This is a genomic window from Pseudonocardia sp. ICBG601, from assembly GCF_020496245.1.
The window spans coordinates 765948-791757 of the sequence record NZ_JAHLJA010000148.1; the positions used below are offsets into that span (position 1 = coordinate 765948).

General features: G+C 74.0%; 26 protein-coding genes and 1 tRNA gene. 12 read left to right on the top strand and 15 right to left on the bottom strand.

Annotation, left to right across the window (positions count from 1 at the left end; all coding sequences use genetic code 11):
- Together KPL57_RS32795 and KPL57_RS32800 are read right to left on the bottom strand one after the other, a co-directional pair.
- Positions 1-786: a hypothetical protein gene (locus tag KPL57_RS32795; protein ID WP_226354481.1), complete on the bottom strand. Its 786-nt coding sequence runs from the start codon at positions 784-786 to the stop codon at positions 1-3.
- A 94-nt stretch (positions 787-880) separates the two neighbouring features.
- A complete protein-coding gene (locus KPL57_RS32800; protein WP_226354482.1) occupies positions 881-1486 on the bottom strand; it encodes a TetR/AcrR family transcriptional regulator in 606 nt (201 codons plus the stop codon).
- Between the two features lie 98 nt (positions 1487-1584).
- Here KPL57_RS32800 and KPL57_RS32805 point away from each other — a divergent pair, with 98 nt between their 5' ends.
- The 7 genes from KPL57_RS32805 to KPL57_RS32835 all read left to right on the top strand — a co-directional run bounded on the left by KPL57_RS32805 (position 1585) and on the right by KPL57_RS32835 (position 7760).
- Positions 1585-2115: an SCP2 sterol-binding domain-containing protein gene (locus KPL57_RS32805; RefSeq protein WP_226354483.1), complete on the top strand. Its 531-nt coding sequence runs from the start codon at positions 1585-1587 to the stop codon at positions 2113-2115.
- 32 nt (positions 2116-2147) lie between these two features.
- The gene (locus tag KPL57_RS32810) at positions 2148-3356 is read left to right on the top strand and encodes an acyl-CoA dehydrogenase family protein (protein ID WP_226354484.1); all 1209 of its coding nucleotides are present in this window, start codon (positions 2148-2150) and stop codon (positions 3354-3356) included.
- 235 nt (positions 3357-3591) lie between these two features.
- The gene (locus KPL57_RS32815) at positions 3592-4320 is read left to right on the top strand and encodes a BPL-N domain-containing protein (protein ID WP_226354485.1); all 729 of its coding nucleotides are present in this window, start codon (positions 3592-3594) and stop codon (positions 4318-4320) included.
- A 93-nt stretch (positions 4321-4413) separates the two neighbouring features.
- Positions 4414-5415: a triacylglycerol lipase gene (locus KPL57_RS32820; protein ID WP_226354486.1), complete on the top strand. Its 1002-nt coding sequence runs from the start codon at positions 4414-4416 to the stop codon at positions 5413-5415.
- A 94-nt stretch (positions 5416-5509) separates the two neighbouring features.
- Positions 5510-6376 carry a dihydropteroate synthase gene (gene folP / locus KPL57_RS32825; protein ID WP_226354487.1) on the top strand — a complete coding sequence of 289 codons (867 nt, stop codon included), beginning with the start codon at positions 5510-5512 and terminating at the stop codon, positions 6374-6376.
- A 2-nt stretch (positions 6377-6378) separates the two neighbouring features.
- Positions 6379-7137 carry a dihydrofolate reductase family protein gene (locus tag KPL57_RS32830; RefSeq protein WP_226356618.1) on the top strand — a complete coding sequence of 253 codons (759 nt, stop codon included), beginning with the start codon at positions 6379-6381 and terminating at the stop codon, positions 7135-7137.
- Between the two features lie 62 nt (positions 7138-7199).
- Positions 7200-7760 (top strand): GNAT family N-acetyltransferase, encoded by a 561-nt coding sequence (locus KPL57_RS32835; RefSeq protein ID WP_062399087.1) that lies wholly within the window; start codon positions 7200-7202, stop codon positions 7758-7760.
- A 106-nt stretch (positions 7761-7866) separates the two neighbouring features.
- On the opposite strand, the gene KPL57_RS32840 is transcribed toward KPL57_RS32835, so the two are convergent.
- Positions 7867-8421 carry a hypothetical protein gene (locus tag KPL57_RS32840; protein ID WP_226354488.1) on the bottom strand — a complete coding sequence of 185 codons (555 nt, stop codon included), beginning with the start codon at positions 8419-8421 and terminating at the stop codon, positions 7867-7869.
- Positions 8422-8652: 231 nt separating this feature from the next.
- Between KPL57_RS32840 and KPL57_RS32845 the strand changes: the two genes are divergently transcribed.
- Complete coding sequence (locus KPL57_RS32845; protein WP_226354489.1) at positions 8653-9813, top strand: prolyl oligopeptidase family serine peptidase; 1161 nt, start codon at positions 8653-8655, stop codon at positions 9811-9813.
- A 28-nt stretch (positions 9814-9841) separates the two neighbouring features.
- Here the strand turns inward: KPL57_RS32845 and KPL57_RS32850 are convergent, their stop codons facing one another.
- Positions 9842-10246 carry a hypothetical protein gene (locus KPL57_RS32850; protein ID WP_226354490.1) on the bottom strand — a complete coding sequence of 135 codons (405 nt, stop codon included), beginning with the start codon at positions 10244-10246 and terminating at the stop codon, positions 9842-9844.
- A 43-nt stretch (positions 10247-10289) separates the two neighbouring features.
- Between KPL57_RS32850 and KPL57_RS32855 the strand changes: the two genes are divergently transcribed.
- Both KPL57_RS32855 and KPL57_RS32860 read left to right on the top strand, forming a co-directional pair.
- Positions 10290-10835 (top strand): peptidylprolyl isomerase, encoded by a 546-nt coding sequence (locus tag KPL57_RS32855; protein WP_226354491.1) that lies wholly within the window; start codon positions 10290-10292, stop codon positions 10833-10835.
- Positions 10836-10869: 34 nt separating this feature from the next.
- On the top strand, positions 10870-11979 hold the full coding sequence (locus tag KPL57_RS32860) for a rhomboid family intramembrane serine protease (protein ID WP_226354492.1): 1110 nt from the start codon (positions 10870-10872) through the stop codon (positions 11977-11979).
- Positions 11980-12092: 113 nt separating this feature from the next.
- Here KPL57_RS32860 and KPL57_RS32865 read toward each other — a convergent pair whose 3' ends face one another.
- The 10 genes from KPL57_RS32865 to KPL57_RS32915 form a co-directional block, all read right to left on the bottom strand.
- Positions 12093-12530 (bottom strand): PH domain-containing protein, encoded by a 438-nt coding sequence (locus tag KPL57_RS32865; protein ID WP_226354493.1) that lies wholly within the window; start codon positions 12528-12530, stop codon positions 12093-12095.
- Between the two features lie 101 nt (positions 12531-12631).
- Positions 12632-12892, bottom strand: coding sequence for a cell division protein CrgA (crgA, locus tag KPL57_RS32870; RefSeq protein WP_226354494.1), 261 nt, complete (start codon positions 12890-12892; stop codon positions 12632-12634).
- A 204-nt stretch (positions 12893-13096) separates the two neighbouring features.
- On the bottom strand, positions 13097-13732 hold the full coding sequence (locus tag KPL57_RS32875; RefSeq protein WP_226354495.1) for an aminodeoxychorismate/anthranilate synthase component II: 636 nt from the start codon (positions 13730-13732) through the stop codon (positions 13097-13099).
- Between the two features lie 19 nt (positions 13733-13751).
- Positions 13752-15716 (bottom strand): Stk1 family PASTA domain-containing Ser/Thr kinase, encoded by a 1965-nt coding sequence (gene pknB, locus KPL57_RS32880; protein ID WP_226354496.1) that lies wholly within the window; start codon positions 15714-15716, stop codon positions 13752-13754.
- Positions 15713-17464, bottom strand: a complete 1752-nt coding sequence (locus KPL57_RS72885) for a protein kinase (RefSeq protein ID WP_374203820.1) — start codon at positions 17462-17464, stop codon at positions 15713-15715. Before KPL57_RS72885 ends, pknB begins: the two co-directional genes overlap by 4 nt.
- A gap of 40 nt (positions 17465-17504) precedes the next feature.
- Positions 17505-18974 carry a penicillin-binding protein 2 gene (locus KPL57_RS32895; protein ID WP_226354497.1) on the bottom strand — a complete coding sequence of 490 codons (1470 nt, stop codon included), beginning with the start codon at positions 18972-18974 and terminating at the stop codon, positions 17505-17507.
- The gene (locus tag KPL57_RS32900; protein WP_226354498.1) at positions 18971-20458 is read right to left on the bottom strand and encodes an FtsW/RodA/SpoVE family cell cycle protein; all 1488 of its coding nucleotides are present in this window, start codon (positions 20456-20458) and stop codon (positions 18971-18973) included. The genes KPL57_RS32895 and KPL57_RS32900 overlap by 4 nt, the downstream gene beginning before the upstream one ends.
- Positions 20458-21798, bottom strand: a complete 1341-nt coding sequence (locus tag KPL57_RS32905; protein WP_062399101.1) for a PP2C family serine/threonine-protein phosphatase — start codon at positions 21796-21798, stop codon at positions 20458-20460. Before KPL57_RS32905 ends, KPL57_RS32900 begins: the two co-directional genes overlap by 1 nt.
- A gap of 134 nt (positions 21799-21932) precedes the next feature.
- Positions 21933-22406, bottom strand: a complete 474-nt coding sequence (locus KPL57_RS32910; protein WP_226354499.1) for an FHA domain-containing protein — start codon at positions 22404-22406, stop codon at positions 21933-21935.
- Between the two features lie 112 nt (positions 22407-22518).
- Entirely contained in the window at positions 22519-23856 is a 1338-nt protein-coding gene (locus KPL57_RS32915; RefSeq protein WP_226354500.1) for a DUF3662 and FHA domain-containing protein, read from the bottom strand.
- A 263-nt stretch (positions 23857-24119) separates the two neighbouring features.
- Here KPL57_RS32915 and KPL57_RS32920 point away from each other — a divergent pair.
- Positions 24120-24205: transfer RNA gene (locus tag KPL57_RS32920), tRNA-Leu, on the top strand.
- Here the strand turns inward: KPL57_RS32920 and KPL57_RS32925 are convergent.
- The gene (locus KPL57_RS32925; protein WP_374203821.1) at positions 24184-24972 is read right to left on the bottom strand and encodes a uridine kinase; all 789 of its coding nucleotides are present in this window, start codon (positions 24970-24972) and stop codon (positions 24184-24186) included. The genes KPL57_RS32920 and KPL57_RS32925 overlap by 22 nt on opposite strands.
- Before the next feature lie 51 nt (positions 24973-25023).
- Between KPL57_RS32925 and KPL57_RS32930 the strand changes: the two genes are divergently transcribed.
- Complete coding sequence (locus tag KPL57_RS32930; protein WP_226354501.1) at positions 25024-25806, top strand: IclR family transcriptional regulator; 783 nt, start codon at positions 25024-25026, stop codon at positions 25804-25806.
- The last annotated feature ends 4 nt before the right edge of the window (positions 25807-25810 follow it).

Below are 25810 nucleotides of genomic sequence, written 5' to 3' on the forward strand. Positions count from 1 at the left end.
TCACTGCAGCCGGTGCACCGTCCGGGCGTGGTCGAGCATCGCCTCCGAGGCCGCGGCTGCGAGCCCGAGCTCCGCGACCGGCGCCGAGGTCATCGTCATCGCCGCCCGTTCGGGAGCCGCGGCACGCCCGTCGAGGTCCCGGGCGAGCGCACCGAGCGTGCGCAGGTTGGTCTCCACCCGTGCCAGCTCGCCGGTGGCCGCCGCCAGGTCGTCGACGGTCGGGGCCAGGACGTGCTCGGCGCGGCCCGCCGCGCGGTCCCGCGCGAGGTCGGCGGACTGGTTCCCGACGTGCTCGGCCAGCTTCACGGCGTTCCAGAGGGTCGCGGGCAACAACCGGTCCGGATCGACACGGGCCTGCTGCCAGGCGGACGAGGTGGCGACGGCCGTCGCCAGGTCGCACAGGCGGGCCTGGTCCGTGCCGTCCCCGACGTCCAGGAACGGGTCGCCGCCGCGCTCCTTCCGGTACCGCGCGACGGGGTCCGGGAACACCGAGGTGTAGACCAGCGAGCCGGCGACCACCGCCACCGCAGCGGCGCCCGCGCCCCAGAGCACCGCCGACAGCACCCCGGTGGCCAGCAACAGCGGCACGAGGACGGCCGCCGCCACGACCACCAGGAGCAGCACGACGGCCCCGGCGCCGGAACCGGGGAGGTCGACGCCGCCGGAGGTGTTCAGCTTCCGGCCCGGCCCGCCGAGGACGAGGGGGTCGTGCACCCTGCGGGTGCCGTCCCGTTCCAGCACCGTCGGGAGGACGGTCGTGGCCCACTTCGATCGCGTGGCGGACATGAGCTCCTCCTGTACGGGTGGTCCGTCTGTCCGTTCCATCAGACCCGCGCGGGAATGCGTTACCGGCACCCCGGACCCGCAGGACGGGCCCGGGTCACCCGCGCAGGCGTTCCAGTCCCGGCCAGACCAGGGCCATCAGCGTCGAGGCGAGGTCGTCGGGGTCCCCGCCGTCGCCGGCCCAGTCGGCCAGCCCCTCGGCCGCACCCGCCAGCGCCGCCGCGATCGGGGTGGTGACCGTCGCCGGGTCGACCCCCTCGGGGACGGCCAGCTCGGCGGCCAGCAGCTGTGCCACCCGGTCGACGATGCGGGTGCGCGCCGCGTGCACCTCGTCCGCGAGCGCCCCGGTGCGGGCCTGGCGGTAGAGCACCGACCAGCCGTCGCGGTGGGTGGTCACGCTGGCGAAGAACGCCCGGAGGCCGCGGTGCAGGCGCACCTCGGCGTCGGCCGGTGGCCCGGCGGCGGCGCCGGAGACCGACTCCAGCAGCCGGTCGGACTCGCGGCGGATGCAGCGGCGCAGCAGCTCCTCCTTCGAGCCCCCGCCGTGCGTGTAGACCATCGGCTTCGACAGCCCCGCCTCGTCGGCGACGGCGTCCATCGACGCGTCGTGGAACCCGTCCCGGGAGAACACGCGCACCGCCGCGTCGAGGACCTGCTTCTCGCGCTGTGCGGGCGGGAGCCTGCGGCGGGGTGGGGGTGCCATCTCGACAGCTTAGCTACTGCTGCGTAAAGTACGCCCCGTCCGAGCCGGTACGGTGAGTACCGGACACTTGTGTGAACCACGGCGAGGTGGAGCGAGCGATGGCCGACACGGTCGACATCAACGAGCTGGGTCGCAGCGTCGACCCGAAGTCCCTGTCCGACGAGCAGCTGATCTCCACCCTCGGCACGGCCCTGCGTGACGGGAACGCGAAGGACGTCGACCCGTCGCTGTTCGCCCGCCTGGTCAAGACCGCGTCGAAGCAGCAGCTGGCGACCGTGATGTCGTCCGAGGTCCGCCGGCCGGTGCTGGAGGCGATCTTCGGCCGGATGAGCGAGTTCTACTCGTCGAAGGGTGCCTCCGGAAACCGGCAGGTCGTGCACTGGCACATCAAGGACGGCTCGACCACCGACAGCTTCCAGACCGTGATGCAGAACGGGACCTGCACCGTCACCGAGGGCACCGACGAGGACGCCCGGACCTCGCTGACCATGCCGGGCACCGAGTTCCTCAAGGTCGCCACGAACAACGCCAACCCGGTGACCCTGTTCATGACGCGCAAGCTCAAGGTCTCCGGCGACGTCGGCTTCGCGACCGCCCTGCAGAAGATGTTCCAGATCCCGTCCGCCTGACGAGAACCGCGACCGACCAGCGGAGAGCTGAGATGACTTCCTTCGAACTGTCCGAGGAGCACCGCGAGCTGCAGGAGTGGGTGCACGGCTTCGCCGCCGACGTCGTACGCCCGGCCGCCGCCGAGTGGGACGAGCGCGAGGAGACCCCGTGGCCGATCCTGCAGGAGGCTGCGAAGATCGAGCTCTACAACTTCGAGACCCTCGCCTCCTTCTGGGGTGACGAGACCGGCCTGTCCATGCCGCTGGTCAACGAGGAGCTCTTCTGGGGCGACGGCGGCATCGGCATGGCGATCTTCGGCACCACCCTCGCGGTGGCCGGCATCTTCGCCTCCGGCACGCCCGAGCAGATGGTCGAGTTCATCCCGCAGTGCTACGGCGACGCCTCCGAGCCGCAGGTCGGCGCGTTCTGCTCGTCCGAGCCCGAGGCCGGCTCCGACGTCTCGGCGATGCGCACCCGCGCCGTCTACGACGAGGCGAAGGACGAGTGGACCCTGACCGGCCAGAAGGCCTGGGCCACCAACGGCGGCATCGCGAACATCCACGTGGTGCAGGCCGTCGTCGACGCAGGCCTGGGGAGCAAGGGGCAGGCCGCGTTCGTCGTCCCGCCGAACACCCCCGGCCTGGAGTCCACCCGCAAGATCAAGAAAATGGGTCTGCGCGCGTCGCACACCGCGGACGTCTTCCTCGACGACGTGAAGCTCCCCGGCTCCTGCCTGCTCGGCGGCAAGGAGAAGCTCGACGAGCGGCTCGCCCGCGCCCGGTCGGGGGAGAAGTCGAAGGGCTCGGCCGCGATGCAGACCTTCGAGCTGTCCCGTCCGACGGTCGGCTCGCAGGCGATCGGCATCGCCCGCGCCGCCTACGAGTACGCCCTGGAGTACGCCAAGGACCGGGTCGCCTTCGGCCGCCCGATCATCGAGAACCAGTCGATCTCCTTCACCCTCGCGGACATGAAGACCGAGATCGACGCCGCCCGGCTGCTCGTGCACCGGGCCGCGTGGATGGGCCGCAACAACGTCCCGTTCACCGCCGGCGAGGGGTCGATGTCCAAGCTCAAGGCCGGCCGGGTCGCGGTGTGGACCACCGAGCGCGCCATCCAGATCCTCGGCGGTGCGGGCTACTCGCGCGAGCACCCGGTGGAGCGGATGCACCGCGACTCGAAGATCTACGACATCTTCGAGGGCACCGAGCAGATCCAGCAGCTCGTCATCGCCCGCGCGATCTCCGGGAAGCACCTGGCGTGACCCCGGCGGGCCGGTCCGCTGCGACGATCAGCGGACCGGCCTCGCCCGGCCGGTCGTACCGCTGCCGGAGGTCCCGCCCGCCCACAGCGGACGGCCGACCGTCCGGCAGCGCTGTCGCCCGTCCGGGCCCGTCCGGGTGCCGTCCGTGTCAGGGTCGTGGCATCCGGTCCGGTGGCGCCGTCCGCTCCCCCTCGTGACGTTCCGCCGGGTTCCCCCCGACCCCGGAGGACGACACGTGGACCGCAGGACGTTCCTGACCGTCGGAGCCCTCACCGTGGCGGCCGGCCTCGCCGGGCGGGGCGTGGCCTCCGCCGCGGGCGACGCGCCGCTCGCCCTGATCCACCGCGGGCCGTCGGTCACCGCGCCGGGCTCACCCGAGACGCTGCAGCGGCTGCTCGCCGCCGCGCCGCTCGGGTTCCGCACCGAGTTCGTCGGGTCCGGTGAGGACGCCGACCTCTCCCCGGAGGCACTGTCCCGGGCCGCGCTCTACGTGCAGCCCGGCGGCGGGACCGTCGACGAGGCGTGGCCGGTGCTGGAGCGCCACACCGGCGCCGTCGCGGACTTCGTCCGGGGTGGCGGCACGTACCTGGGGTTCTGCCTCGGCGCCTATCTCGCCGGCCGTCGCTCGGGCTTCGGTCTGTTCGACGGCACCGTCCGGCCCGCCGACGGCGCCGGGGCCGAGGGCGAGACCGTCACCGTGAACTGGCGCGGGACGTCGCGACGGCTGTACTTCCAGGACGGGGCCGCCTTCGACCTGCCGTCCGGGAGCACGGCCGAGGTGCTCGCGACCTACACCGACGGCTCGGTCGCGGCGCTCGCGCAGACCGTCGGGCGCGGCCGGATCGGGCTGGTCGGGGCGCACCCGGAGGCCGACGAGACCTGGTTCTCGGGTCCCGGGTACGCCGACAACACCGACCTGGCGCGGGATCTGGTGACCACGGCGCACCGCAGCCCGGCCGCCTGAGGCGCACCCGGTCGTCGTCGGAGCGACGAGAACGCGTCACCGCAGGCCGCCGCCCTCGTTCACCGATCAGGAAGATCGACAACGGGGGAACACATGGCTCGGACGACGAGGTCCACCCTGCTCGCGCTGGCCGTCACCGCGGCCTGCCTGACCGGCGTCGCGGGGGTGGCGGCGGCCTCCCCGGAGCGCGCCGCCGACCCCGGGCCCGCGCTCACCGCGCCCGGCCTGGACGAGAGCCTCACCTGCCACGGCGACCCCGCCGGTTCCGCGGGTACCCCCGTCCTGCTGGTGCCCGGGACGACGCTGGACCCGGACGTGAACTTCGACTGGAACTACGCCCGTGCCTTCGCCGGCGAGGGGCGGGCCTACTGCTGGGTGCAGCTGCCGGCGCACGCGACCGGGGACATCCAGATCGCGGCCGAGCACGTCGTCCACGCGATCCGCACCATGCACGACGAGGCGGGCGGCCGGATCTCGGTCGTCGGGTTCAGCCAGGGCGGCATGGTCCCGCGCTGGGCCCTGAAGTACTGGCCGGACACCCGCGGCATGGTCACCGACATGATCGGGATCGACCCGTCGAACCACGGCACGCTCGACGCGTACCCGGTCTGCGGCCCCGGCTGCGTCCCCGCGTTCTGGCAGCAGCGGACCGGCTCGCGGTTCCTGACGGCCCTGAACGACGGGCCGGAGACGTTCGCCGGGATCGACTACACCGTGGTCTACACGGTGACCGACGAGGTCGTGGTCCCGAACCTGCCGCCCGCGGCGAGCTCGGAGCTGCGCCGTGACGGCGCGGGCCGGCTCGCGAACATCCCCGTCCAGTCGATCTGCCCGGTGCACGTCGCCGAGCACCTGACCATGGGCAGCACGGACCCGGTCGGCTACGCCGTCGTCGCCGACGCGCTGGACCACGACGGCCCCGCCGACGCGGGCCGGATCGACCGCGCCGTCTGCCTGGCCGACGTCATGCCCGCCGTCGACCGGACGCAGCTCCCGGTGAACGAGGCGCGGCTGCTGGGGCAGGTCGCGACCAGCATCGCGACCGAGCCGCGGGTGGCCGCCGAGCCGCCGCTGCGGGAGTACGCGCGCGGCTGACGACCGGCGGGGTGGGCGCGCACGCCGGGCCCCGGGGAGGATGGAGATCCAACCGGGTCCTGCAGCGGGCCCGCCCGTGCTGTGAGGAGACCACGTGCCGAGCGTGACGTTCCGTGGACGTACCTGGAACCGGGACCGGGCGATGGTCATGGCGATCGTGAACCGGACCCCCGACTCGTTCTACGACCACGGCGTCACCTTCGCCGAGCAGGCCGCCCGGGACCGGATCACCGCGGTCGTCCGGGAGGGTGCCGACGTCATCGACATCGGCGGCGTCCCGGCCAGTCCCGGCACCGAGGTCTCCGAGCAGGAGGAGATCGACCGGGTCGTGCCGACCGTGGAGTGGGCGCGCCACACGTTCCCCGACGTCGCGATCTCGGTCGACACCTTCCGCGCCGGGCCCGCCGACGCCGTCTGCGCCGCCGGGGCCGACCTGGTCAACGACAACTGGGCCGCCGCCGACGGGGCGATCCTCGACGTCGCCGCCCGGTACGGCGCCGGCTACGTCAGCGCCCACACCGACCACGTCACCCCGCGCACCGAGCCGCACCGGCCCCGCTACGCCGATGTGCTCCGCAGCGTCATCGACCAGACCGTCGCGCTCGCCGAGAAGGCCGTCGCCGCGGGCGTGCCCGCTGGGGGGATCCTCATCGACCCGGCGATCGACTTCTCCAAGAACACGCTGCACAGCCTCCAGGTCCTGCGCGGCATCGAGGAGATGGTCGCGACCGGCTGGCCGGTGCTGCTGGCGATGTCGAACAAGACCGTCGTCGGGGAGTCCCTGGCCGTGCCGCTGGAGGAGCGGCTGACCGGCACCCTCGCCGCGACGGCGCTGGCCGCGGACCGCGGCGTCGCCATGGTGCGCGCCCACCAGGCCCGGGCCACCCGGGAGACCTGCGAGATGGTCGCCACCGTCCGTGGCGAGCGGAACCCGTCGCGGGCGGTGAGACTGCTCGCGTGAGCATGATCCACCAGATCTTCCCGGCGGCCGACGCCGGACCGCTGTCGACCGAGCAGCTCGAACGGCTCTACGCCTACCCGGACGACCGCCTCCGGCTGTCGGTCAACTTCGTGTCCAGCGCCGACGGCGCCGTCGAGGTCGAGGGCAGCTCGGCCGGGCTGTCCACCCCGCCCGACCGCGCGGTGCTGGACCTGGGGACCGACCTGGCCGACGTCGTGCTCGTCGCGGCCGGGACGGCCACCGCCGAGGGGTTCACGGGCGTCAAGCACAACGACCGGATGGACGACCGGCGCCGCCGCTTCGGGATGTCGGAGCTGCCGTCGACGGCGGTCGTCACCTCGTCGGGAAAGTCGCTCGACCCGTCGGCGCCGGTGCTGACCGACACCGTGGTCCCCACGATCGTGCTCACCTGCGAGTCGGTCCCCGCGGACCTGCGCGGCCGGTGGACCGACGCCGGCGCCGAGGTCGTGCTCACCGGCGACGAGTCGGTCGACCTCGCCGTCGCCGTCGCCGCGCTGGGGGAGCGCGGGCTGCGCCGGATCAACTGCATGGGCGGACCCGCGCTGTTCGGCAGCCTGGCCGAGGCGGGCCTGGTCGACGAGCTGCGGCTGACCCTCGCGCCGTTCCTGGTCTCCGGCGAGGCCGGGCGGATCGCCCGCGGCGCGGGCATGGACCCCGCGCGTCTCGAGCTGGTCAGCGTCGTCACGGGGGACGACACGCTCCTCATGCGCTACCGGGTGCGCGCGGCGCCGTCGTCCTGACGGGGAACCCCGGAGGGGGAGGTCCCGATCACGCACGGCGACGTCTGGGGCAGGATGGTCGTGTGTCGCGTCCCTCGAACATGCTGGCGGACGGCGTCGTCGTCCTCAGTCCGCTCGGCTGGGACGACGTGACGGCCCACCTCGCGGGTGAGGACGCCGAGATCGTCCGCTGGCTCGGTGGCGCACCCGCGACCCCGGCGACCGCCCGCGCCCACGTCCGCCGTGCGATCGAACGCTGGGCCGACGACGGGCCGAAGCTGAGCTTCGGCATCCGGGTCGACGGCGGCGCCGTCCTCGCCGGGACCATCGACGTCGACCTCGATCCGGCGGGGGACCGGGCAGGTCTGTCCTACGGCGTCTACGCGGCGTACCGCCGTCGCGGCCTCGCGACGCGCGCGGTCCGGCTCGCGGCCCGCTACCTGGGCGAACGGGGCGACGTGCGGTGGATCTCGATCGACGTCGACCCGCAGAACACCGCATCGGTCGGTGTCGCGCGACGGGCCGGGTTCCGGTTCCTGCGCCACGTCGTCGACGACGAGGGGTCCTTCGACCGCTACGAGCTCCTCGTCCGCGCGCCGGTGGTGCCCGCGCCGCCGCCGCGTCCGCGGCACGGCCGGCCCTGAGCCCGTCCGCGTACGCGGCCGCCCGCCCGGTTCCCCGGTCGTGGGGGACACCGGACGGGCGACGTCGCGAGCGCCGGTCGGGGGTCCGGCGCTCGTCGGTCCGCCGTCAGGAGACGGTCGGGGCCTCGATGTACATCACGCCCGGGACCTCGAACACGGGAAGCGCGCCCGCGTCGTCGGCCGACGGGAGGTCGGCGTCGTCCGCCGACGGGAGCTCGGGGGCGTCGTCCGCGGACGGCAGCTCGGGGGCGTCGTCGGCCGAGGGCAGCTCCGGCGCGTCGTCGGAGGACTGCAGCGACGCGGTGTCCGGCCGCGAGTCCGTGCCCGGCAGCGAGTCGGCCGACGGGAGCGAGTCCGCGGAGGGGAGCGAGTCGGCGCCCGGCAGGCCGGGGAGCGCGTCGGCCGAGGGCAGCTCCGGCAGACCGGAGGTCTCGCCGTGCGGGGTCTGCAGCTCGCCGAAGGAGACGCTGTTCGCGTCGTTCGACAGGGTGCCGTCCTCGTAGGACGGCAGGGCGGAGGTGTCCAGAGCGGAGGTGTCCGGGGCGTCGGGTGCCTCGGGCAGTTCGGCGGCCGAGGCCTGGCCGACGACGCCGGCGCCGAGGGCGGCGATGCCGGCGCCGGCGAGGGACAGCCGCAGGGCGGTACGGGCGAGCGGGGTCATGCGCACGTCCTTCCAAGGGGATCGGGGAGCGGAGGGGCGACGGGCGCCCCTCGCCGGGGGACAACGAGATCCACATCGGTCAGTTGCGTTCCGCAGTCATCCGATAGCGATCTTCACCCGTACGAGTGGCAACCTGAGAGGGGGCTCGCACGTACGGCCCCTTCTCGTCACTCCAGCAGGCATCAGGTGGTCCGCTCGCGGCACCCGTACGCGGGGGAGCAGGATGAGTGTGTGCGCGCGCCGAGCTCCTCCGTCCGCCACTCCGTCCGTCGTTCGGCGCCCGTCGCGGGTGCGCTGGCCGGGGCCCTGGGCGGGGCGGGGGGCGCCGCCGCGGCCGCGATCGGCTGGCACTACTCGACGATCCTGCTGCACCCGTCGCCGCACCCGGGGCTGCCCGAGCGGGTCGTCGCCACCGGGGACGGCACCGTCGAGCTGGCGCGGACCCGGCTGTCCGCGCAGCCGGGTGTGTGGGGGCTGCGGGGCCCGGCCGGGCTCGCCGTCGTCGGTCCGGTCCTGGACCGCGGGCGCCGCACCGTCGTCCGGGAGCTGCGTGCCGGCCCGGTCCCGGCGACCGGCCCCGCGGTGCTCGACGCCGGCCCGTTCGACCCGGACCCGTCCGCGCGCGGGCTGCCCTTCGACGACGTCCGGGTGCCCACCGACCTCGGCCTCGCCCCGGCCTGGCGCATCCCCGCCCCGGACGGCGGTGACCCGGACACCTGGGCGCTGTGCGTGCACGGCCGTGGCGGGACCCGGCGCGAGGCACTGCGGATCCTGCCCGCGCTGCACGCGGCCGGGCTGACCCAGCTCGTCGTCAGCTACCACGGGGACGGGACCGCCCCGGAGTCACCGGACGGGCGTTCGCACCTCGGCGACACCGAGTGGCGCGACATCGACGCCGCCGCGGCCTACGCACTGGTCCACGGCGCGCGCCGGCTGGTGCTGGTCGGCTGGTCGATGGGGGCCGCGGTGGGCGGGGCGTTCCTCGACCGGTCCCCGCACGCCGACCTCGTCGACGCCGTGGTCTGGGACGCGCCGCTGCTCGACTGGCGTCGCACGCTGCGCAGGCAGGCCCGCAACCGGGGTCTCCCGCCGACCCTCGCCGGGGTCGCGGCCCGGTTCACCGCGCGCCGGATCGGGATCGACCTCGACCGGTTCGACCTGGTCCGGCGCCCGCCCGCGGTCCGCCCGCCGACGCTCGTCCTGCACAGCGACGCCGACACCGCCGTGCCGGTCACGCTGAGCCGGGACCTCGCCGCGACCGCCCCCGAGCACGGCTGGCCGGTCACCTACCGGGAGTTCTCCGGTACCGAGCACACCGGCAGCTGGAACGCCGATCCCGACGGCTACGAGGCCGCCGTGACCGGCTTCCTGCGGACCCTGCGGCCGGCCTGACCCGCCCGCTCCGGGACGGGCCCGGGGGTCAGTGACCGCTCGTCTGCGACCGGCCCTGGCCGATCGGCTTGCCGTGGATCTGGTCGTCGGTCGGCGGGGTCGTCGGCACCGGGGTCCCCGGGTCCACCTCGCGCTCGCGCTGCAGGACCGTCGCCCAGCCCCACACCGCGGCCGCGGTCAGCAGCAGGACGGCCACGATCCACGGGGCCCGGCGCACCCGCGCCGGGGTCGGCTCGACGACCTCGGCCAGCGCGTGGCGGGCGTCGTGCACCGAGCCGGACACCACGTCGGACAGGCCGGACAGGCGGGACGAGACCCCTCCCGCCACGGCGTCGGCGACCGCGCCACCGGCGATCCGGCCGGCGTCGGCGAAGGTGTGCACGGCCTCGGCCGCATCCTTGCGGGCACGGGCCCGCGTCCTCTCGGCACTCATGTTCCGGACCTGCTTCCCACGGATGCGGCTGCTTACTGGCACGATGGTAGCCGTGACGGAACCAGGAAACGCCAACACGACGGCCGTCCTGCACACCTCCGAGGGCGTCGTCCGCATTGTGCTGTTCGGCGACCACGCGCCGAAGACGGTCGCGAACTTCGTCGGCCTCGCGGAGGGCAGCAAGGACTACACGGGCCCGAACGCGAGCGGCGGCGACTCCGGGCCGTTCTACGACGGTTCGATCTTCCACCGGGTGATCAGCGGCTTCATGATCCAGGGCGGCGACCCGACCGGTACCGGTCGCGGTGGCCCGGGCTACCAGTTCGGCGACGAGTTCCACCCGGACCTCAAGTTCGACAAGCCCTACCTGCTGGCCATGGCCAACGCCGGGCCGGGCACCAACGGCTCGCAGTTCTTCATCACGGTGGGCAACACCCCGCACCTGAACCGGCGCCACACCATCTTCGGTGAGGTCGCCGACGCCGAGTCGCGGGCCGTCGTGGACGCCATCGCCCAGACCACCACCGGCCAGGCCGACCGGCCGCTGACCGACGTGGTCATCGAGAAGATCGAGATCGAGCGGTCCTGACCCCGCAGGTCTCCGACCACCGAGTGGACGGGCCGTGGTGAACGGACGACCCGACAGCAGCGGATCCGGGACACCCGGCGAGCCCGAGGGCGGGCCGGGTTCCCCCGGCCCCGCGGGCACGCCGTACTACCCGGCGCCGCCCGGCTACCCGCAGCCCCAGTGGCCGCCGCCGGGCGCGCCGGGCGGTCCGCCCTGGGCCGGCTCCGGCGCGGCGTACGGCGGGGCCCCGGACGGCGGTGCCACGCACGGCATGCCGCACGGTGGTCCACCGCCCGGTGGGGTCCCCGGGCCCGGTGCCGGTGCGGTCTGCGTCCGGCACCCCGACCGGCCCACCGGGCTGGCCTGCTCGCGCTGCGACCGGCCCGCCTGCCCCGACTGCCTGCGGCCGGCCCCGGTCGGTCAGCACTGCGTGGACTGCCTCGCCGAGGGCGCGCGGACGACTCCGCGCTGGCGCAACGTCGCCGGTGCGAGCCGCACCGGGAAGCCGGTGATCGTCCCCGGGCTGATCGTCGCCAACGTGGTGGTCTACGTGCTCACCGCGGTCACGGCGGGCAGCGTGATGTCCAACTTCCGCTCGCCCCTGTTCGACGCCGGGGGGCTCGTCCCGCTCCTGGTCGCCGACGGCGAGTACTGGCGGATCATCACCTCGGGCTTCCTGCACATCGGCCCGCTGCACCTGGCGTTCAACATGTACGCCCTGTGGATCATCGGCCGCGAGGTCGAGACGGTCCTGGGCCGGGCCCGGTTCGTCGCCGTCTACGGCGTCTCCATGCTCGGCGGTGCGGCCGCGGTCATGCTCTTCAGCTCCCCGGTCGGGGCGACCGCGGGCGCCTCCGGTGCGGTGTTCGGGCTGATGGGGGCACTGTTCGTCCTGTTGCGGCGGCTGAAGCTGCCGACCGGGCAGGTCGTCGCCGTCATCGCGATCAACGCCGTGATCAGCCTCAGCATCCAGGGGATCTCCTGGCAGGGGCACCTCGGCGGGCTCGTCTTCGGCGCCGCGGTCACCGCGGCGCTGGTCCACCTCGGGACGGGGTCCCCGCAGCGCAGGCGGACCCAGCTGCTGGCGGTCTCCGGGCTGGCCGTGCTCGCGCTGGTACTGATCGGGGTACGCGCCGCGGGGCTGCTCGCGGCCGCCGGCGTCTGAGGCGTCGCGCCGCCCGTACCCCCGCTCGCCGGTGGGTCTCCGTCGTTCGGGCTGCCCGCCGACCCGGGCCGTCGGGGGCCGGATCCGGTGCTCGCCGAGGTGCGGGTGGCGGGTCAGTGCCCGGGTGGGCCCGCGTCGCCGGGGCGGTGGCCCGGGCGCAGGGCGGCGAGGTCGTCGAACACGTCGACCGGGTCCGTGCCCAGCTCGGCCCGGCCGAGGATCACGAGCCGCTCGCGGTCGTCGACGTCGCGCAGCTCCAGCTCCAGCAGCACCGACTCGCGGCCCAGCCTGCGGGTCCGCAGCAGCCGCAGGTCGTCCACCCGCCCCCAGGGCACGTGCCGGGTCCAGGTCAGCCTGCGGACCGTCAGCCCCTCGGGGCCGGCCTCCAGCCGGGGCCGGGCACGGGTCCCCGAGGCCGCGGCCAGGGTGAGACCGAGCGCCGCGACGCCCGCGACGAGCGCGCCCGCCGCGTCCGCGCCGGAGACGAGCACCGTGACCGACCAGCCGGTCGCGGCGACCGCCAGCACCCAGAGCACGACGACCGCGCCCACCGGCGTCGACCACCGAAGTCGATCACCCTGTGTGGTCATGTGAAGTTGTCCACAGGCTCCATCCACATGGTGGACAACTCACATCCGTGTATTTCTGCTGGTCAGCGCCACCGCATCGTCATCAACAGGCCGATCACGATGAGTGAGAACCCGATGATGAAGTTCCAGTTGCCCAGCGCCAGCATGAACGGGATGGACGGACCGGCCAGATAGTTGATCACCAGCCAGGCCAGGCCGAGGACCCACATCGCGACCATGACGGCGATGTAGGCCGGGTGTGTCGGTCCCGCGACCTTCTGCGGGGTGCGGCTGACCGGGGGCGGGGTGTAGGCCGCCTTCTTGCGGACCTTCGACTTCGGCATCTGACCTCATCGCCTGTCGGAGTCGGACACGGGTCCGGCCGGTGCGCCGGCCGGGGGCGGGACCTGCGACGGGGCACCGTGGTCGGGGGACGTGGCGACCCGGACAGATCCGCCACCACGGTAGCGCGACCGCGTCGCCGTCCGGGTCACACCGGCGACACAGGCGTCACACGTCACGGGGACGTCGGGTGGTGCGGGCGGGGATCAGACCCCGGCGACCAGCCCGGCCATCTCGTCGGACAGCCGTACGACCAGGTCCTCCGGCACGTCGTAGCCGGCCTGGCGCAGCCAGTTCGCCAGCATCCGGTGCCCGCCCTCGGTCAGCACGGACTCCGGGTGGAACTGCACGCCGGAGATCGGGAGCTCCCGGTGCCGCACGGCCATGATCAGGCCGGTCTCGGTGTGGCCGGTCGCCTCCAGCTCCGACGGCAGACCGTCGGGCGCGATCGTCAGCGAGTGGTAGCGGGTGGCCGTGAACGGCGACGGCAGCCCGGCGAGCACACCGGTGCCGTCGTGGAAGACCTCCGAGGTCTTGCCGTGCAGCAGCTCGGGCGCGCGCTCCACGACCCCGCCCCAGGCGGTGGCCAGCGCCTGGTGGCCGAGGCACACGCCCAGCAGGGGTGTGCCGCGCTCCGCGGCGCGGCGGATGACCTCGACGCTGCGACCGGCCCGCTCCGGGGTCCCCGGACCGGGGCTGACCAGGACGGCGCCGACCTCGTCGAGCTCGTCGAGCTCGACCTCGTCGTTGCGCCGGACCACCGGGTCGGCACCGAGCTGGGCCAGGTACTGGACCAGGTTGTAGACGAAGCTGTCGTAGTTGTCGACGACGAGTACGCGCACGGTCCCTCCCGGGAAATCGTCAGTTGAACGGGAAGCCGTTGCTGCCGTTCTCTCCGTCGCTGCTGCTGCCACCGGAGTAGCTGCCGACGGTGAGGGTGACGGTCTGGCCGCTCGAGGCCTCGGACCCGCCGGACGGGCTCTGCTGCAGCACGACGCCGTTCTGCGAGGAGTCCGAGACGTCGACCTGGCGGATCGACGGGCTCAGCCCCGCCTCCTGCAGCGTGCTGATCGCGCTGTCGACGCGCTGACCGACGACGTTGGGCACCTGGTTCTGGTTCCCACGACTGATCTGGATCGTGATGGTCTGGTCGGGCGCGACCCGGGTCCCGGCCGACGGGTTCGTGCCGACCACCTGGCCCGCCGACCCGCTGCTGTCGACCTCGGTCGTGGAGATCGACCGGAAGCCGGCGTTCTGCAGCGTCGCCCGGGCGGCGTCGGCCGACTGGCCCGCCACGTCCGGCACGGCGACGGTCTGCTGCTTGCGGCCCACCACCAGCGACACCGCGGTGTTGCCCGAGACCTGCTGGCCTGGCCCCGGGTCGGAGGTGATGACCTTGCCGACCTGGCTGGAGTCACTCGTGTCGCGCTCGGTGCGGCCGCCGACCTGCAGGCCGGCTTCCCGGAGCTTGGCCTCGGCCTCGTCCGGGGACAGGCCTTCCACGCTCGGCACCGTGACCTGCGCGGGCCCGCTGCCGACGTAGACCGTCACCCGGCTGTTCTCGGCGACCTGGTTGCCGCCGCCGGGGTCGGTCCGGACGACCTTGCCGACCTGTGCGACGTCCGACGGCTGGTCCTGCTGGGAGAACAGCAGCCCGGCCTGGGTGATGGTCTGCCGGGCCTGGTCCGGGGACTGGCCGAGCACGTCGGGCACCGACACCTGGTCCGGGCCCGAGGAGGAGAACAGCTGGAAGCCGACGAAGCCGAGCAGGCCGATGACCGCGAGCGCGGCGACCCACAGCAGGGCCTTGCGCCGTCCCCCGCGGCCCTCGTCGTCGGCGTAGTCGGGGTGGTGCGGCGGCATCGTGTGCCGGCCGGTGGGCGGGCCGCCCGCGTCGAGCCGGCGCGTCGCCATGGCCTGGGTCGCGCCGTCGTGGGCCATCATGTGCGTGCGCTCGTGCTCGCTCATGACCAGCGGCGCGTGCACCGGCTCGCCGTTGCGCACGCGGACCAGGTCCGCCCGCATCTCGGCGGCCGACTGGTAGCGGTTGGCCGGGTTCTTGCTGAGCGCCTTGAGCACTACCGCGTCGAGCGCCGGGGGCACCGACGGGTTCAGCTCGGACGGGGCCCGGGGGTCCTCCCGCACGTGCTGGTAGGCGACCGCGACCGGGGTGTCCCCGGTGAACGGCGGCTCGCCGGTCAGGAGCTCGAACAGCACACAGCCCGCGGCGTAGACGTCCGAGCGGGCGTCCACGGCCTCGCCGCGCGCCTGCTCGGGGGACAGGTACTGCGCCGTGCCGATGACGGCGGCGGTCTGGGTGACGTTCTGGCCCTCGCCCAGCGCACGGGCGATGCCGAAGTCCATGACCTTGACCGCGCCGACGCCGTTGATCATCACGTTCGCGGGCTTCACGTCGCGGTGGATGATGTTGTGCCGGTGCGAGAAGTCGAGCGCGGCGCAGACGTCGGCCATCACCTCGACGACCCGCTGCTGGGTCATCGGGCCGGTCGTCTTGACGATCTCGCGCAGCGTCTGCCCGTCGACGAACTCCATGACGATGTAGGGCAGCGGCCCGAACTCGGACTCGACCTCGCCGGTGTCGTACACCGCGACGATCGCCGGGTGGTTCAGCGACGCCGAGTTCTGCGCCTCGCGGCGGAAGCGCAGCTGGAACTGGGGGTCGCGGGCCAGGTCGGCGCGCAGCACCTTGACCGCCACGTCCCGGCCGAGCCGGGTGTCGAGGCCGCGGTGGACCTCGGACATGCCGCCGTAGCCGAGCGGGTCGCCCAGCTCGTAGCGCTCGGAGAGCAGTCGCGGTGTCGTCATCGGTTCAGATTCCCGTACTCATCGAGTCCGTCGGAGGCGTGCTCATCATGCCGGTCGGCGCTCACTGCCGGTCCCGTACGGGCGACATGTGCGCCGGAGCGACCGTTCGGTGGGATCACCGGGACATCACCGGGCACCTCCGGTCGATCTTGGGCACGGGGGACGGCGAACGGCTCCGCCGGGACCGCCGGTCCCGTGGACCCGGCCGAGGGGCCGGCCGCGGTCGCCACGGTACCGGGCGCGACCCCCAGCGATCCGGGCCGCATGTCGTCGGGCGAGGCGCCCCTCAAGATCATCACGGCCAGGAGCACGGCGGCGAGCGTGAGGATCACGAACAGCACGGCCAGCCACGCCTTCGACCGTCCGGAGCGCTGCGGGCCGAGATCGAGCGGGCCGGACGGGTGCTGCTCGGGCATCCGGTCGGCGGAGGCGTTGCGGCGCACCGGCGGACGCGTCGGCGCCGATCGCTGCTGCCCCGGGACCCCGGGGCCGGTGGGTGGCCCGCCCGGACGACGGCCGCCCGGGAGACCGCCGCTGTGCGGCCCGGTGTGCGGCGGCCGCAGCGGGGCACCGTAGGGCGGCGAGCCCGGGGGCACCGGGACCGGCCCGGACCAGGACGGCGTGCCGCCCGGGGTGCGCGGTCCCTGCGGCCGGCCCGGCGCGCCACCGGGGTACGGACCGGTGACCGGGCGGGACACACCCTGGTCCGGTCCGGTGCGGCGGGCGCCGTCGGGGCCGAGGTCACCGGTGCGCGGACCGCGGTCGGCGGTGTCGGGACCGCCCGCCGACGGGCCGTCGTCGCCGGTCCCCGGCCCGGTCTCCTGCAGGGCGTGCCGCGAGCCGGTGCCGTCGTCGCCGCGGAAGTCGGGGGCGTACCCGCCGGGGGCGGGGATGCCGGGCGGCGGCGGCCGGTGCCCGCGCCGGACCGCGGCGACGGCGTCGGCGAACTCGGCGCCGTCGGCGTAGCGCTGCTCGGGGTCCTTGACCAGCACCGAGGAGACCAGCTCGCGGACCCGCTCGGGGATCTCGTCCGGCAGCGGCGGCGGGTCGTCGCGGACCTGCATCATCGCCACCGCGACCGCGCTCTCGGCGCGGAACGGCCGCACCCCGGCCAGGCACTCGTAGCCGACGATGCCGAGCGAGTAGACGTCGCCGGACGGCCCGGCCTCCTCGCCGGAGGCCTGCTCCGGGGCGATGTAGTGGGCGGTGCCCATGACCATCCCGGACCGGGTCACCGGGACCGCGTCGGCGGCCTTGGCGATGCCGAAGTCGGTCAGCTTCACGACGCCGTCGGTGCGCAGCAGGATGTTGCCGGGCTTGACGTCGCGGTGGACGAACCCGCGCTCGTGCGCGGCGAACAGCGCCCGGCCCGCCTGCTCGAGGATGTCGAGCGCCTCGTCGGCGGGGATGGGCCCACGCCCGATCCGCGACGACAGCGGCTCACCCCGGACGAGCTCCATCACCAGGTAGGCGGTGCGCCCGCCGCCGGTGGGGCTGTCGTCCTCGCCGTAGTCGTGCACGGCGGCGATCCCGGCGTGGTCGAGCGAGGCGACGGTGCGGGCCTCGATGCGGAACCGGTGCAGGAACTCCGGGTCGTCGGAGAGCTCCGCCTTGAGGACCTTCACCGCGACGCTGCGCCCGAGCCGGGTGTCCGAGGCCTCCCAGACCTCGCCCATCCCGCCGACCGCGATCCGCCGGTCCAGCTGGTAGCGCTCGGAGATCAGCTGCCCGGCCGACAGGGCGCTCACGGGGCCGCCGGGGACCTGCGCCGGGCCGTGTCCCGCGGGCTCACTGGGCGTCCCGCAGCGCCTCGGCGATCACGGCCCGCCCGATCGGGGCCGCGACCGAGCCACCGGTCGCCTCCAGCGCCCGGTCGCCGCCGTTCTCGACGAGCACCGCCACCGCGACCTTGGGGTTGTCGGCCGGGGCGAACGCCACGTACCAGGCGTGCGGCGGGGTGTTCTTCGGGTCGGTGCCGTGCTCGGCGGTACCGGTCTTCGACGCGATCTGGACGCCGGTGATCTTGCCGCCGCCCGAGGTCCGGTCCTCCGAGCCGACCATCAGGTCGGTCATCGTGCGGGCCACGTCGGCCGGCATCGACCGCGACATCCGGTCCGGGTCGGTGGTGTCGACGACGTCCAGGGTCTGGCTCTGGATCTCCTTGACCAGGTGCGGGGCCATCGTCTGGCCGCCGTTGGCGATCGAGGCGCCGATCATCGCGAGCTGCATCGGGGTCAGCCGGACGTCGCGCTGCCCGATCGCGGACTGCTGGGTCGAGGGGGTGTCGGACATCGGGCCGACCTGCGACGCCGTGACGGGCATCGGGATCTGCAGGTCGGTGCGGCCGATGCCGAACGCCTCGGCCTGGGCCCGGAGCTTGTCCGGGCCGAGCTCACCGCCGAGCTGGGCGAACGCGGTGTTGCAGGAGCGCGCCAGCGCCTCGCGCAGCGACGCCGTCGCCCCGCCGCCGCAGGCCGAGCCGTTGTAGTTCTCCAGGGTGGTCGTGGAGTCGGCCAGCTGGATGTTGCGGGCGGCCGTGAGCTGGCTGTCCGGGGTGTAGCCGTTCTGCAGGGCGGCCGCGGTGGTGACGAGCTTGAACGTCGAGCCGGGCGGCTCGATCTCGTTGATCGCCCGGTTGGTCATCGGGTCCGGGTCGTCGGCGCCGTAGCGCTTCCACGCCTCCTGCTGCTGCGCCGGGTCCGGCGAGGCCAGCGGGTTCGGGTCGAACGACGGCGTCGAGGCCATCGCCAGGATCTCCCCGGTCTGCGGCACCAGCGCGACGACGGCGCCGGTGTACCCGCGGGAGGCCAGCCCGTCGTAGGCGGCGCGCTGCACCTCGGGGTCGATGGTGGTCACCACGTTGCCGCCCGCCGGGTCCCGGCCGGTGATGAGGTCCGACAGCCTGCGCACGAACAGCCGGTCGTCGGTGCCGTTGAGCACCTCGTCGGTGGACCGCTCGAGCGCGGTCTTGCCGTACACGGTCGACAGGAAGCCCGTGATCGGCGCGAACATCTCGCCCTGCGGGTACTGGCGGGCGAACCGCAGCCGGCCGTCGCTCTCGACGCTCTGCGCGAGGACCTGCCCGCCGGCGACGATCTGGCCGCGCTGACGCGAGTACTCGTCGATCTGCGAGCGCTGATTGCGGGAGTCGTCCCGGTACTGGCCGGCCATGACCACCTGCACGTAGGTGATGTTGCCGAGCAGGACCACGATCATCACCATCACGGCGAGCGCCACGCGGCGGACCGGGCGGTTCACGTCTCGCTCCTCTGGGCGGCGGTGTCGGCGCGGTTGTCGTCACGGGTGTCGGAACGGCCCGTCCCGGGACGCTGGACGAGCTCGGTGCTGGCCTCGGCGATCGGCGCCCGCGGCTTCGCGGGCCGGACGGGCAGCGGTGCCCGGGCCACGTGCGAGATCCGCAGCAGGATGGCCACCAGCACGTAGTTCGCCAGCAGCGACGAGCCGCCGTAGGACAGGAACGGCAGCGTCAGACCGGTCAGCGGGATCAGCTTCGTGACCCCGCCGATGACGACGAAGATCTGCAGTGCCACCGAGAACGACAGCCCCGTCGCGAGCAGCTTGCCGTAGGAGTCGCGCACGGCCAGCGCCGAGCGCAGTCCACGGGTGATGAGCACCAGGTAGACCAGCAGGATCGCGGCCAGCCCGATCAGCCCGAGCTCCTCGCCGAGCGAGGAGAAGATGAAGTCGGACTCGGCGAAGGGCACGATGTCCGGCCGTCCGGCACCCAGCCCGGTCCCGCCGACGCCGCCGGTGCCGAGCCCGAACAGCGCCTGCGCGAGCTGGTAGCCGCCGCCGCTGAAGTCGGCGAACGGGTCCAGCCAGATCCGCACGCGGGTCTGGACGTGGTCGAACAGGTTGTAGGCGACGACGGCACCGCCGGAGAACGCCAGCAGCCCGATCACCATCCACGACACGCGTTCGGTCGCGGTGTAGAGCAGGACCAGGACCAGGCCGAAGATCAGCAACGAGCTGCCGAGGTCGCGCTGGAGCACGAGCACGCCGACCGACAGCCCCCAGGCGACGAGCAGCGGCGCCAGGTCACGGGCGCGGGGCAGCTCCATGCCCAGGAAGCGGCGGCCCGCGGTGGAGAGCAGGTTGCGCTTCTGGACCAGGTAGGCCGCGAAGAAGATGATCAGCAGGATCTTGGAGAACTCGCCGGGCTGGATGCCGGGGCCGCCCGGGATGCGGATCCACAGCTTGGCCCCGTTGACCTCGGAGATCGACGACGGCAGGAACGCCGGGATCGCCAGGAAGACCAGGCCGACGAAGCCCGCGGTGTAGCCGTAGCGGGCCAGTGTGCGGTGGTCCCGGACGAAGAACAGCACCAGCGCGAACAACGCCAGGCCGGCGACGGTCCAGGTGATCTGGGCGCCGATCAGCCCGCTCGGCACCGGGCTCCCGGTGGCCTCCGCGCGGGCGGCCTTGGCCAGGTCGAGCCGGTGGATCATCACCAGGCCGATGCCGTTGAGCAGGGCGACCGACGGCAGGATCAGCGGGTCGGCGTAGGGCGCCAGGAAGCGCACCGCCACGTGCGCACCCGCGAACAGCACGAGGTACGCCAGACCCACCCACAGCAGGTCGGTCGTCAGCGACTGCTCCTGGTTCGCCTCCACCAGCACCAGCGCACCGGTGGTGAGCACGGCGGCCAGGCCCAGCATCAACAGCTCGATGCCGCGGCCGGTGGGCGTGGTCTGCTCCGCAGCGGAGCTGCCCGTGGCCATCAGCCGTCGAGCCGGCAGTTCCGGCCCGGCTCGGGGGTCGCGGTCGGCAGCGGGGTCGTCGTCACCGGCGGGGCGCCGGGCACCTGGACGACCGCGGGCGGCTGCGGCGGGTTCAGCGTGGAGCAGAGCGGGAGCATGCGCTCCCGCAGCCGGTCGACGGTCTCGCGGGCACCGGTCTCGCCCTCGTCGGAGACGATGCCGTCGGTGACCTGGCTGCGGACCGCCTGCGGCAGGTCGTCGAGGCCGATGTCGGTGGACTCGGCCACCCGCTGCAACGGGACACCGAGCACGTTGCCGCGCACACCCTGGTAGATCGCGACCTGGTTCTGGTCGACGGCCACGTAGTACTGCTGCAGCACCAGCGCCCGGGCGACGAACACGCCCGCCACGAGCACCACGAGCACGCCCAGCAGGGCGAGCACCGGGCGCAGGCCGCGCCGGCGCCGCGGCTCCTCCGCGGCGGCGGGCTCCAGCCGCACCGGCTCGGTGCGGGGCAGCGTGGTGGCCGCGGCGCGCTGCGCCGAGGAGTGCGGGGTCCGCTCGTCGTGGCGGTAGTCGCCGTCGCCGGCGCGCGGGTTGCGGCCCGCCGAGCCGCCGATGATCGGGGCGTCGTCGGCGTAGTCGACGTCCACCACGTCGGCGACGATGCAGGTGATGTTGTCCGGCCCGCCGCCGCGCAGCGCCAGCTCGATCATGCGGTCGGCGCACTCGCGCGGGTCGGCGTAGTCGGTCAGCGTGTCGTGCAGCGTCTCGTCGCTGACCGGGCCGGAAAGGCCGTCGGAGCACAGCAGGAAGCGGTCCCCGGCGCGGGCCTCGCGGATCGACAGCGACGGGTCGACGTCCTGCCCGGTGATGGCGCGCAGCAGCAGCGACCGCTGCGGATGCGTGTGCGCCTCCTCCTCGGTGATCCGGCCCTCGTCGATCAGCGACTGGACGAACGTGTCGTCCTTCGTGATCTGGGCGAACTCGCCGTCGCGCAGCAGGTAGCAGCGCGAGTCGCCGACGTGGACCATGCCCAGGCGCGAGCCCGCGAACAGGATCGCGGTCAGCGTGGTGCCCATGCCCTCGAGGTCGGGGGCCTCGGCGACGTGGCGGGAGATCGCCTCGTTGCCGTCGTGGGTCGCCTCGCGGAGCTCGGCGAGCAGGTCGTCGCCGGGTACGTCGTCGTCGAGCGGGGCCAGTGCGGAGATCACCAGGGACGAGGCGACCTCGCCCGCGGCGTGGCCGCCCATGCCGTCGGCGAGGGCGAGTAGGCGGGGGCCCGCATAGACGGCGTCCTGGTTGTTCTGCCGGACCAGTCCGCGGTCACTGCGGGCCGAGTAGCGCAGCACCAGTGTCACGGGGCGGCTCCGGCTTCGGTCGGGGCACGTCGGGCGGATCCCGCGCCGCGGGACCGGTCGGACGGCCGCGGCACCGGGGGAGCGGTCGGTCGCGCCGGGCTCACGGTCGGTACCTCATGGTCGGTCCGTGTCCGTCACGATCGCAGCTCGATCACCGTCTTGCCGATGCGGACCGGTGTCCCCAGCGGGACCCGGGTGGGCCCGGTGACCTTATTACGTTCCAGATAGGTGCCGTTCGTCGACCCGAGATCCTCGACGTACCAGTCGTCGCCCTGCTGCGAGATGCGTGCGTGCCGGGTGGAGGCGTAGTCGTCGTCGAGCTTGAGGGTGGAGTCGTCGGCGCGGCCGATCAGGATCGGCCGGGAGTCGAGCGTGATGCGGCTGCCGGCCAGCGGGCCCTGGGTGACGAGCAGCTGGCGGGCCACCTTGCCGCGGCCACCGCCGCGGACCCTGGCGGCCCGGCCCCCGCCGGCACGGCCGGGTGCGGTCGTCCGGAGACCGGACGCGGCGTAGAGGTCGGAGCGGACCACCTGGAGCGCGAGCAGGACGAACAGCCACAGGAGGGCAAGGAAGCCGCCCCGGGTCAGTTGCAGTACCAGTTCCGGCACGTCGTCCTACTCGCCCTTCTCGTGTTCCTGCACGCTCCGCCCGCCCGGTGGATCACCGGGCGGGCGGGGACGCACCGCTGTCGCTGCGCGGACTCCGCTCCGCGGGTGTGGCTCAGCCCTGGGTGCGGAACACCAGGCTGGAGTGACCCACGCGGATCACGTCGCCGTCGGTCAGCTGGCAGGACTGCACCGGGGAGTTGTTCACCGTGGTGCCGTTGGTCGAGCCCAGGTCGTTCAGCGTCGCGACCTGGCCGTCCCAGGTGACCTCCAGGTGCCGGCGGGACACGCCGGTGTCCGGGAGCCGGAACTGGGAGTCCTGACCGCGGCCGATGACGTGGGTGCCCTCGGCCAGCTGGTAGTTGCGGTTCGACCCGTCGTCCAGGATCAGCATCGCGGTCAGCTGCGCCGGAGCGCCCCAGCCGCCCTGGCCGCCGTAACCCTGGCCGTCGTAGCCCTGGTCATAGCCGCCCTGCTGGTAGCCCGGCTGGGCGTAGCCCTGCTGCTGGCCGTAGCCGCCGTCGTAGCCCTGCTCGTAGCCACCCTGCTGCGGGTAGCCGGGCTGGGCGTAGCCCTGGGGCTGGCCGTAGCCACCCTGCTGGGGCTGGCCGTAGCCGTCGTAGCCCTGCTCGTAGCCCTGCTGGGGGTAGCCACCCTGCTGGGGCTGGCCGTAGCCCTGCTGGCCGTACTGGTCGTACCCGCCCTGCTGGGGCTGGCCGTAGCCGCCCTGCTGGCCGTAGCCCTGCTGCTGGCCGTACTGGTCGTAGCCGGGCTGCTGCTGCTGGTCGTACCCGGGCTGCTGCTGGCCGTAGCCCTGCTGGGGCTGGCCGTACTGGTCGTAGCCGGGCTGGCCGTAGCCGCCCTGCTGCTGCCCGTACTGGTCGTACCCGCCCTGCTGCTGCTGGCCGTAGCCGCCCTGCTGCTCCTGGTCGTACCCCTGAGGCGCGTAGGTCTGCTGGCCGTACCCGCCGGGTGCGCCCCGGTCGTATCCGTACTGCCCGTTCTCCTCGGGGTGGCCCGGTTGCTGGCTCATGGGTGCTTCTCCTGCGGTGCGTGCTCGGTTGGCGGCCCGACGGGAAGCGTCGGGGTCGACAGCGGAGCGGGTGCGGAATTGTCCCGTGTGCAGCGCCTCGGAGCGCTCCAGAAAGACTACGACCTCACCGTAGGTGTCCCAGCCCTGGTCGGTGAGTTCCTTCGCCACGTGCGACGAGAGGGATCGGACGACCCCGTCCTCGTCGCCCGCCATCCGGTCGAGATCGCTGGGGCTGAGCAGAACGGTGTACCGGTTGGGCGCCAGCTGGCGACCTCCGGCGAGCTGCTCGACGTTGTCCTCGGCTTCCCTCAGCAGTGCCTGTGCGACTTCCTGTGGGACGACACTGCCCCCGAAGACCCGCGCGAAGGCGTCGCCCACGAACCCCTGAAGTCGGCGCTCGAAGCGGTCCACGCGGCCCAAAAGATCTCCTCCATCCGCATCGGCGTGTCGGTGATGTGCGACCGATCGTATCTGTGTTATCCGCCGGGCACGGCGGGGCCCGGCACGAGCGGGCGACCGGCCCCGCAGTGCCACCGACGTGCTCCCCTCCGATCTACCCGGCCCGGAGCCGCGGCGCATCCCGGTGTCCCGCCCGCCGTGACCCCCTCCAGCTGGTGATCGACGGGCAGGGGACCCCCCTGCGAACGGCTGCCGAGCGGGGTGCTAACTTTCTCGTGTCGCTCGGGCGAGTGGCGGAATGGCAGACGCGCACGGTTCAGGTCCGTGTGTCCGAAAGGACGTGAGGGTTCAACTCCCTCCTCGCCCACCACCTCCCCTCATCGGGGATTCTCCCCCTCCGGCGGTCACCACCGCCATCGCGAGATCGGTTCCGGGTGTAGCCCGATCCGGTCTCGCTTCTCGTTTTCCCGGGTTCCGGCCACGCTCCGTGCCCGGACGCCGTGCGCCGATCAGGCGTCCCGCAGCGCCGGGCGGTCGGGATGATCGGCCATCACGAGCACATCGGCGAACGAACCGGGGTCGCCCTCGCTCTCGTAGCGGGCGTACGCGGCGGCCGTCCAGGCGTCGTCGGGGGGGCAGCAGGCGGCGCAGCGCGGCCCCGCCGACGCGCAGGTGCACGGTCAGCTCGGCGGCCAGGCCCCGGCCCAGCAGCCGCCCGCCGGCGAGCAGCACCACCCCGTCCGGCCCGAGCGGCACCGGCTCGTCGCGGTAGGCACGGTCGCGCACCGTGTCGCGCAGCCGGGGCAGCACCAGCCCGCTGCCGTCGGGGCCCATCGGGGCGAGGACCTCGCGGCGCAGCGCGGGCTCGTCGAGCCAGCCGTCGAGGAACATGTCCGGGTCGGTGCGGCCGAGCTCCAGTCGGACCGACGCCGGTCGCAGGAAGTCGTCGGCGTCCACCGCCAGGGCCGGTCGGCCGCCGGAGCGCAGCCGCTCCGCGACCGCCCGGGCCAGCTCCAGCGGGGCCGCGGGCGGGGCGCCGTCGACGAGCACGCGCACCCGCCCCGACGGCTCCCCGGCGCGTTCGGCCAGGTGCGCCGCGAGCCCCGCCCGGTCGACGGGCCGGAACGCCCCTGCCATGTCGTCCTCCCGGTCCTGGCGTGCCCTCGGTCCCGCAGCGACACTAGGCGGATGGTCGGCGACGGCGCGGGAGCGGTGCTGCGCCGAGCGCTGCGGGTCCTCGAGGCGGTCGCCGAGGCGGGCGACGGGGTCAGCGCCAAGGCGCTCGCCCGCCGGCTGGAGCTGCCGTTGCCGACGGCGTACCGGTTGCTGGGGACGCTCGTCGAGGAGGGCTACCTGGTCCGCCTGCACGCCGAGCGCGGGTACGGGCTCGGCTACCGCGTCGTCGGGCTGTACCGGGGGATGACCGACCCGATCGTGCCGCCCGCCCCGGCCCGGGAGGTGCTCGCCGAGCTGCACACCACGGCCCGCGCGGCGGTGGTGCTGACCGTGCTGCGGTCCGACGACGTCGTCGTCGCCCACACCGAGACCTGTGCGGCGCACCCCGGCCCGGGCGCGGTGACCGGGGAGCCGCTGCCCGCGCACGCGACCGCACCGGGCAAGGCACTGCTCGCCGGGCTCGACGCCGGACGGCTGGCCGACGTCCTCGGCGTCGGGCACGGGCCGCTGGCGCCGCTGACCCCGCACACCCTCACCGACCGGCGGCTGCTCGACCGCGACCTGCTGCGGGTCCGCTCGGCGGGGGTCGCGGTGGAGGTGGAGGAGCACGCCCGCGGCCGGGCCGGGCTCGCGGTCGCGGTGCCGCACCCGGGCGGCGGGGCCGCGCTGTCGGTCGTCGTCAGCCGGGCGGACTTCACCGGGCGCCGCTGGGAGCTCGAACGCGCGGTGCGCGAGGCCGCGGTGCCGCTGGCCCGGCACCTGGCCGCGGCGCCGGGGGTCGCCGCGTCCGGCTGAGCCC

Coding starts and splice junctions, on each gene's coding strand:
- KPL57_RS32795 (WP_226354481.1), bottom strand. CDS start 786: ATGTCCGCCACGCGATCGAAGTGGGCCACGACCGTCCTCCCGACGGTG.
- KPL57_RS32800 (WP_226354482.1), bottom strand. CDS start 1,486: ATGGCACCCCCACCCCGCCGCAGGCTCCCGCCCGCACAGCGCGAGAAG.
- KPL57_RS32805 (WP_226354483.1), top strand. CDS start 1,585: ATGGCCGACACGGTCGACATCAACGAGCTGGGTCGCAGCGTCGACCCG.
- KPL57_RS32810 (WP_226354484.1), top strand. CDS start 2,148: ATGACTTCCTTCGAACTGTCCGAGGAGCACCGCGAGCTGCAGGAGTGG.
- KPL57_RS32820 (WP_226354486.1), top strand. CDS start 4,414: ATGGCTCGGACGACGAGGTCCACCCTGCTCGCGCTGGCCGTCACCGCG.
- KPL57_RS32830 (WP_226356618.1), top strand. CDS start 6,379: ATGATCCACCAGATCTTCCCGGCGGCCGACGCCGGACCGCTGTCGACC.
- KPL57_RS32840 (WP_226354488.1), bottom strand. CDS start 8,421: ATGACCCCGCTCGCCCGTACCGCCCTGCGGCTGTCCCTCGCCGGCGCC.
- KPL57_RS32850 (WP_226354490.1), bottom strand. CDS start 10,246: ATGAGTGCCGAGAGGACGCGGGCCCGTGCCCGCAAGGATGCGGCCGAG.
- KPL57_RS32855 (WP_226354491.1), top strand. CDS start 10,290: ATGGTAGCCGTGACGGAACCAGGAAACGCCAACACGACGGCCGTCCTG.
- crgA (WP_226354494.1), bottom strand. CDS start 12,892: ATGCCGAAGTCGAAGGTCCGCAAGAAGGCGGCCTACACCCCGCCCCCG.
- pknB (WP_226354496.1), bottom strand. CDS start 15,716: ATGACGACACCGCGACTGCTCTCCGAGCGCTACGAGCTGGGCGACCCG.
- KPL57_RS32900 (WP_226354498.1), bottom strand. CDS start 20,458: ATGGCCACGGGCAGCTCCGCTGCGGAGCAGACCACGCCCACCGGCCGC.
- KPL57_RS32925 (WP_374203821.1), bottom strand. CDS start 24,972: ATGGCAGGGGCGTTCCGGCCCGTCGACCGGGCGGGGCTCGCGGCGCAC.
- KPL57_RS32930 (WP_226354501.1), top strand. CDS start 25,024: ATGGTCGGCGACGGCGCGGGAGCGGTGCTGCGCCGAGCGCTGCGGGTC.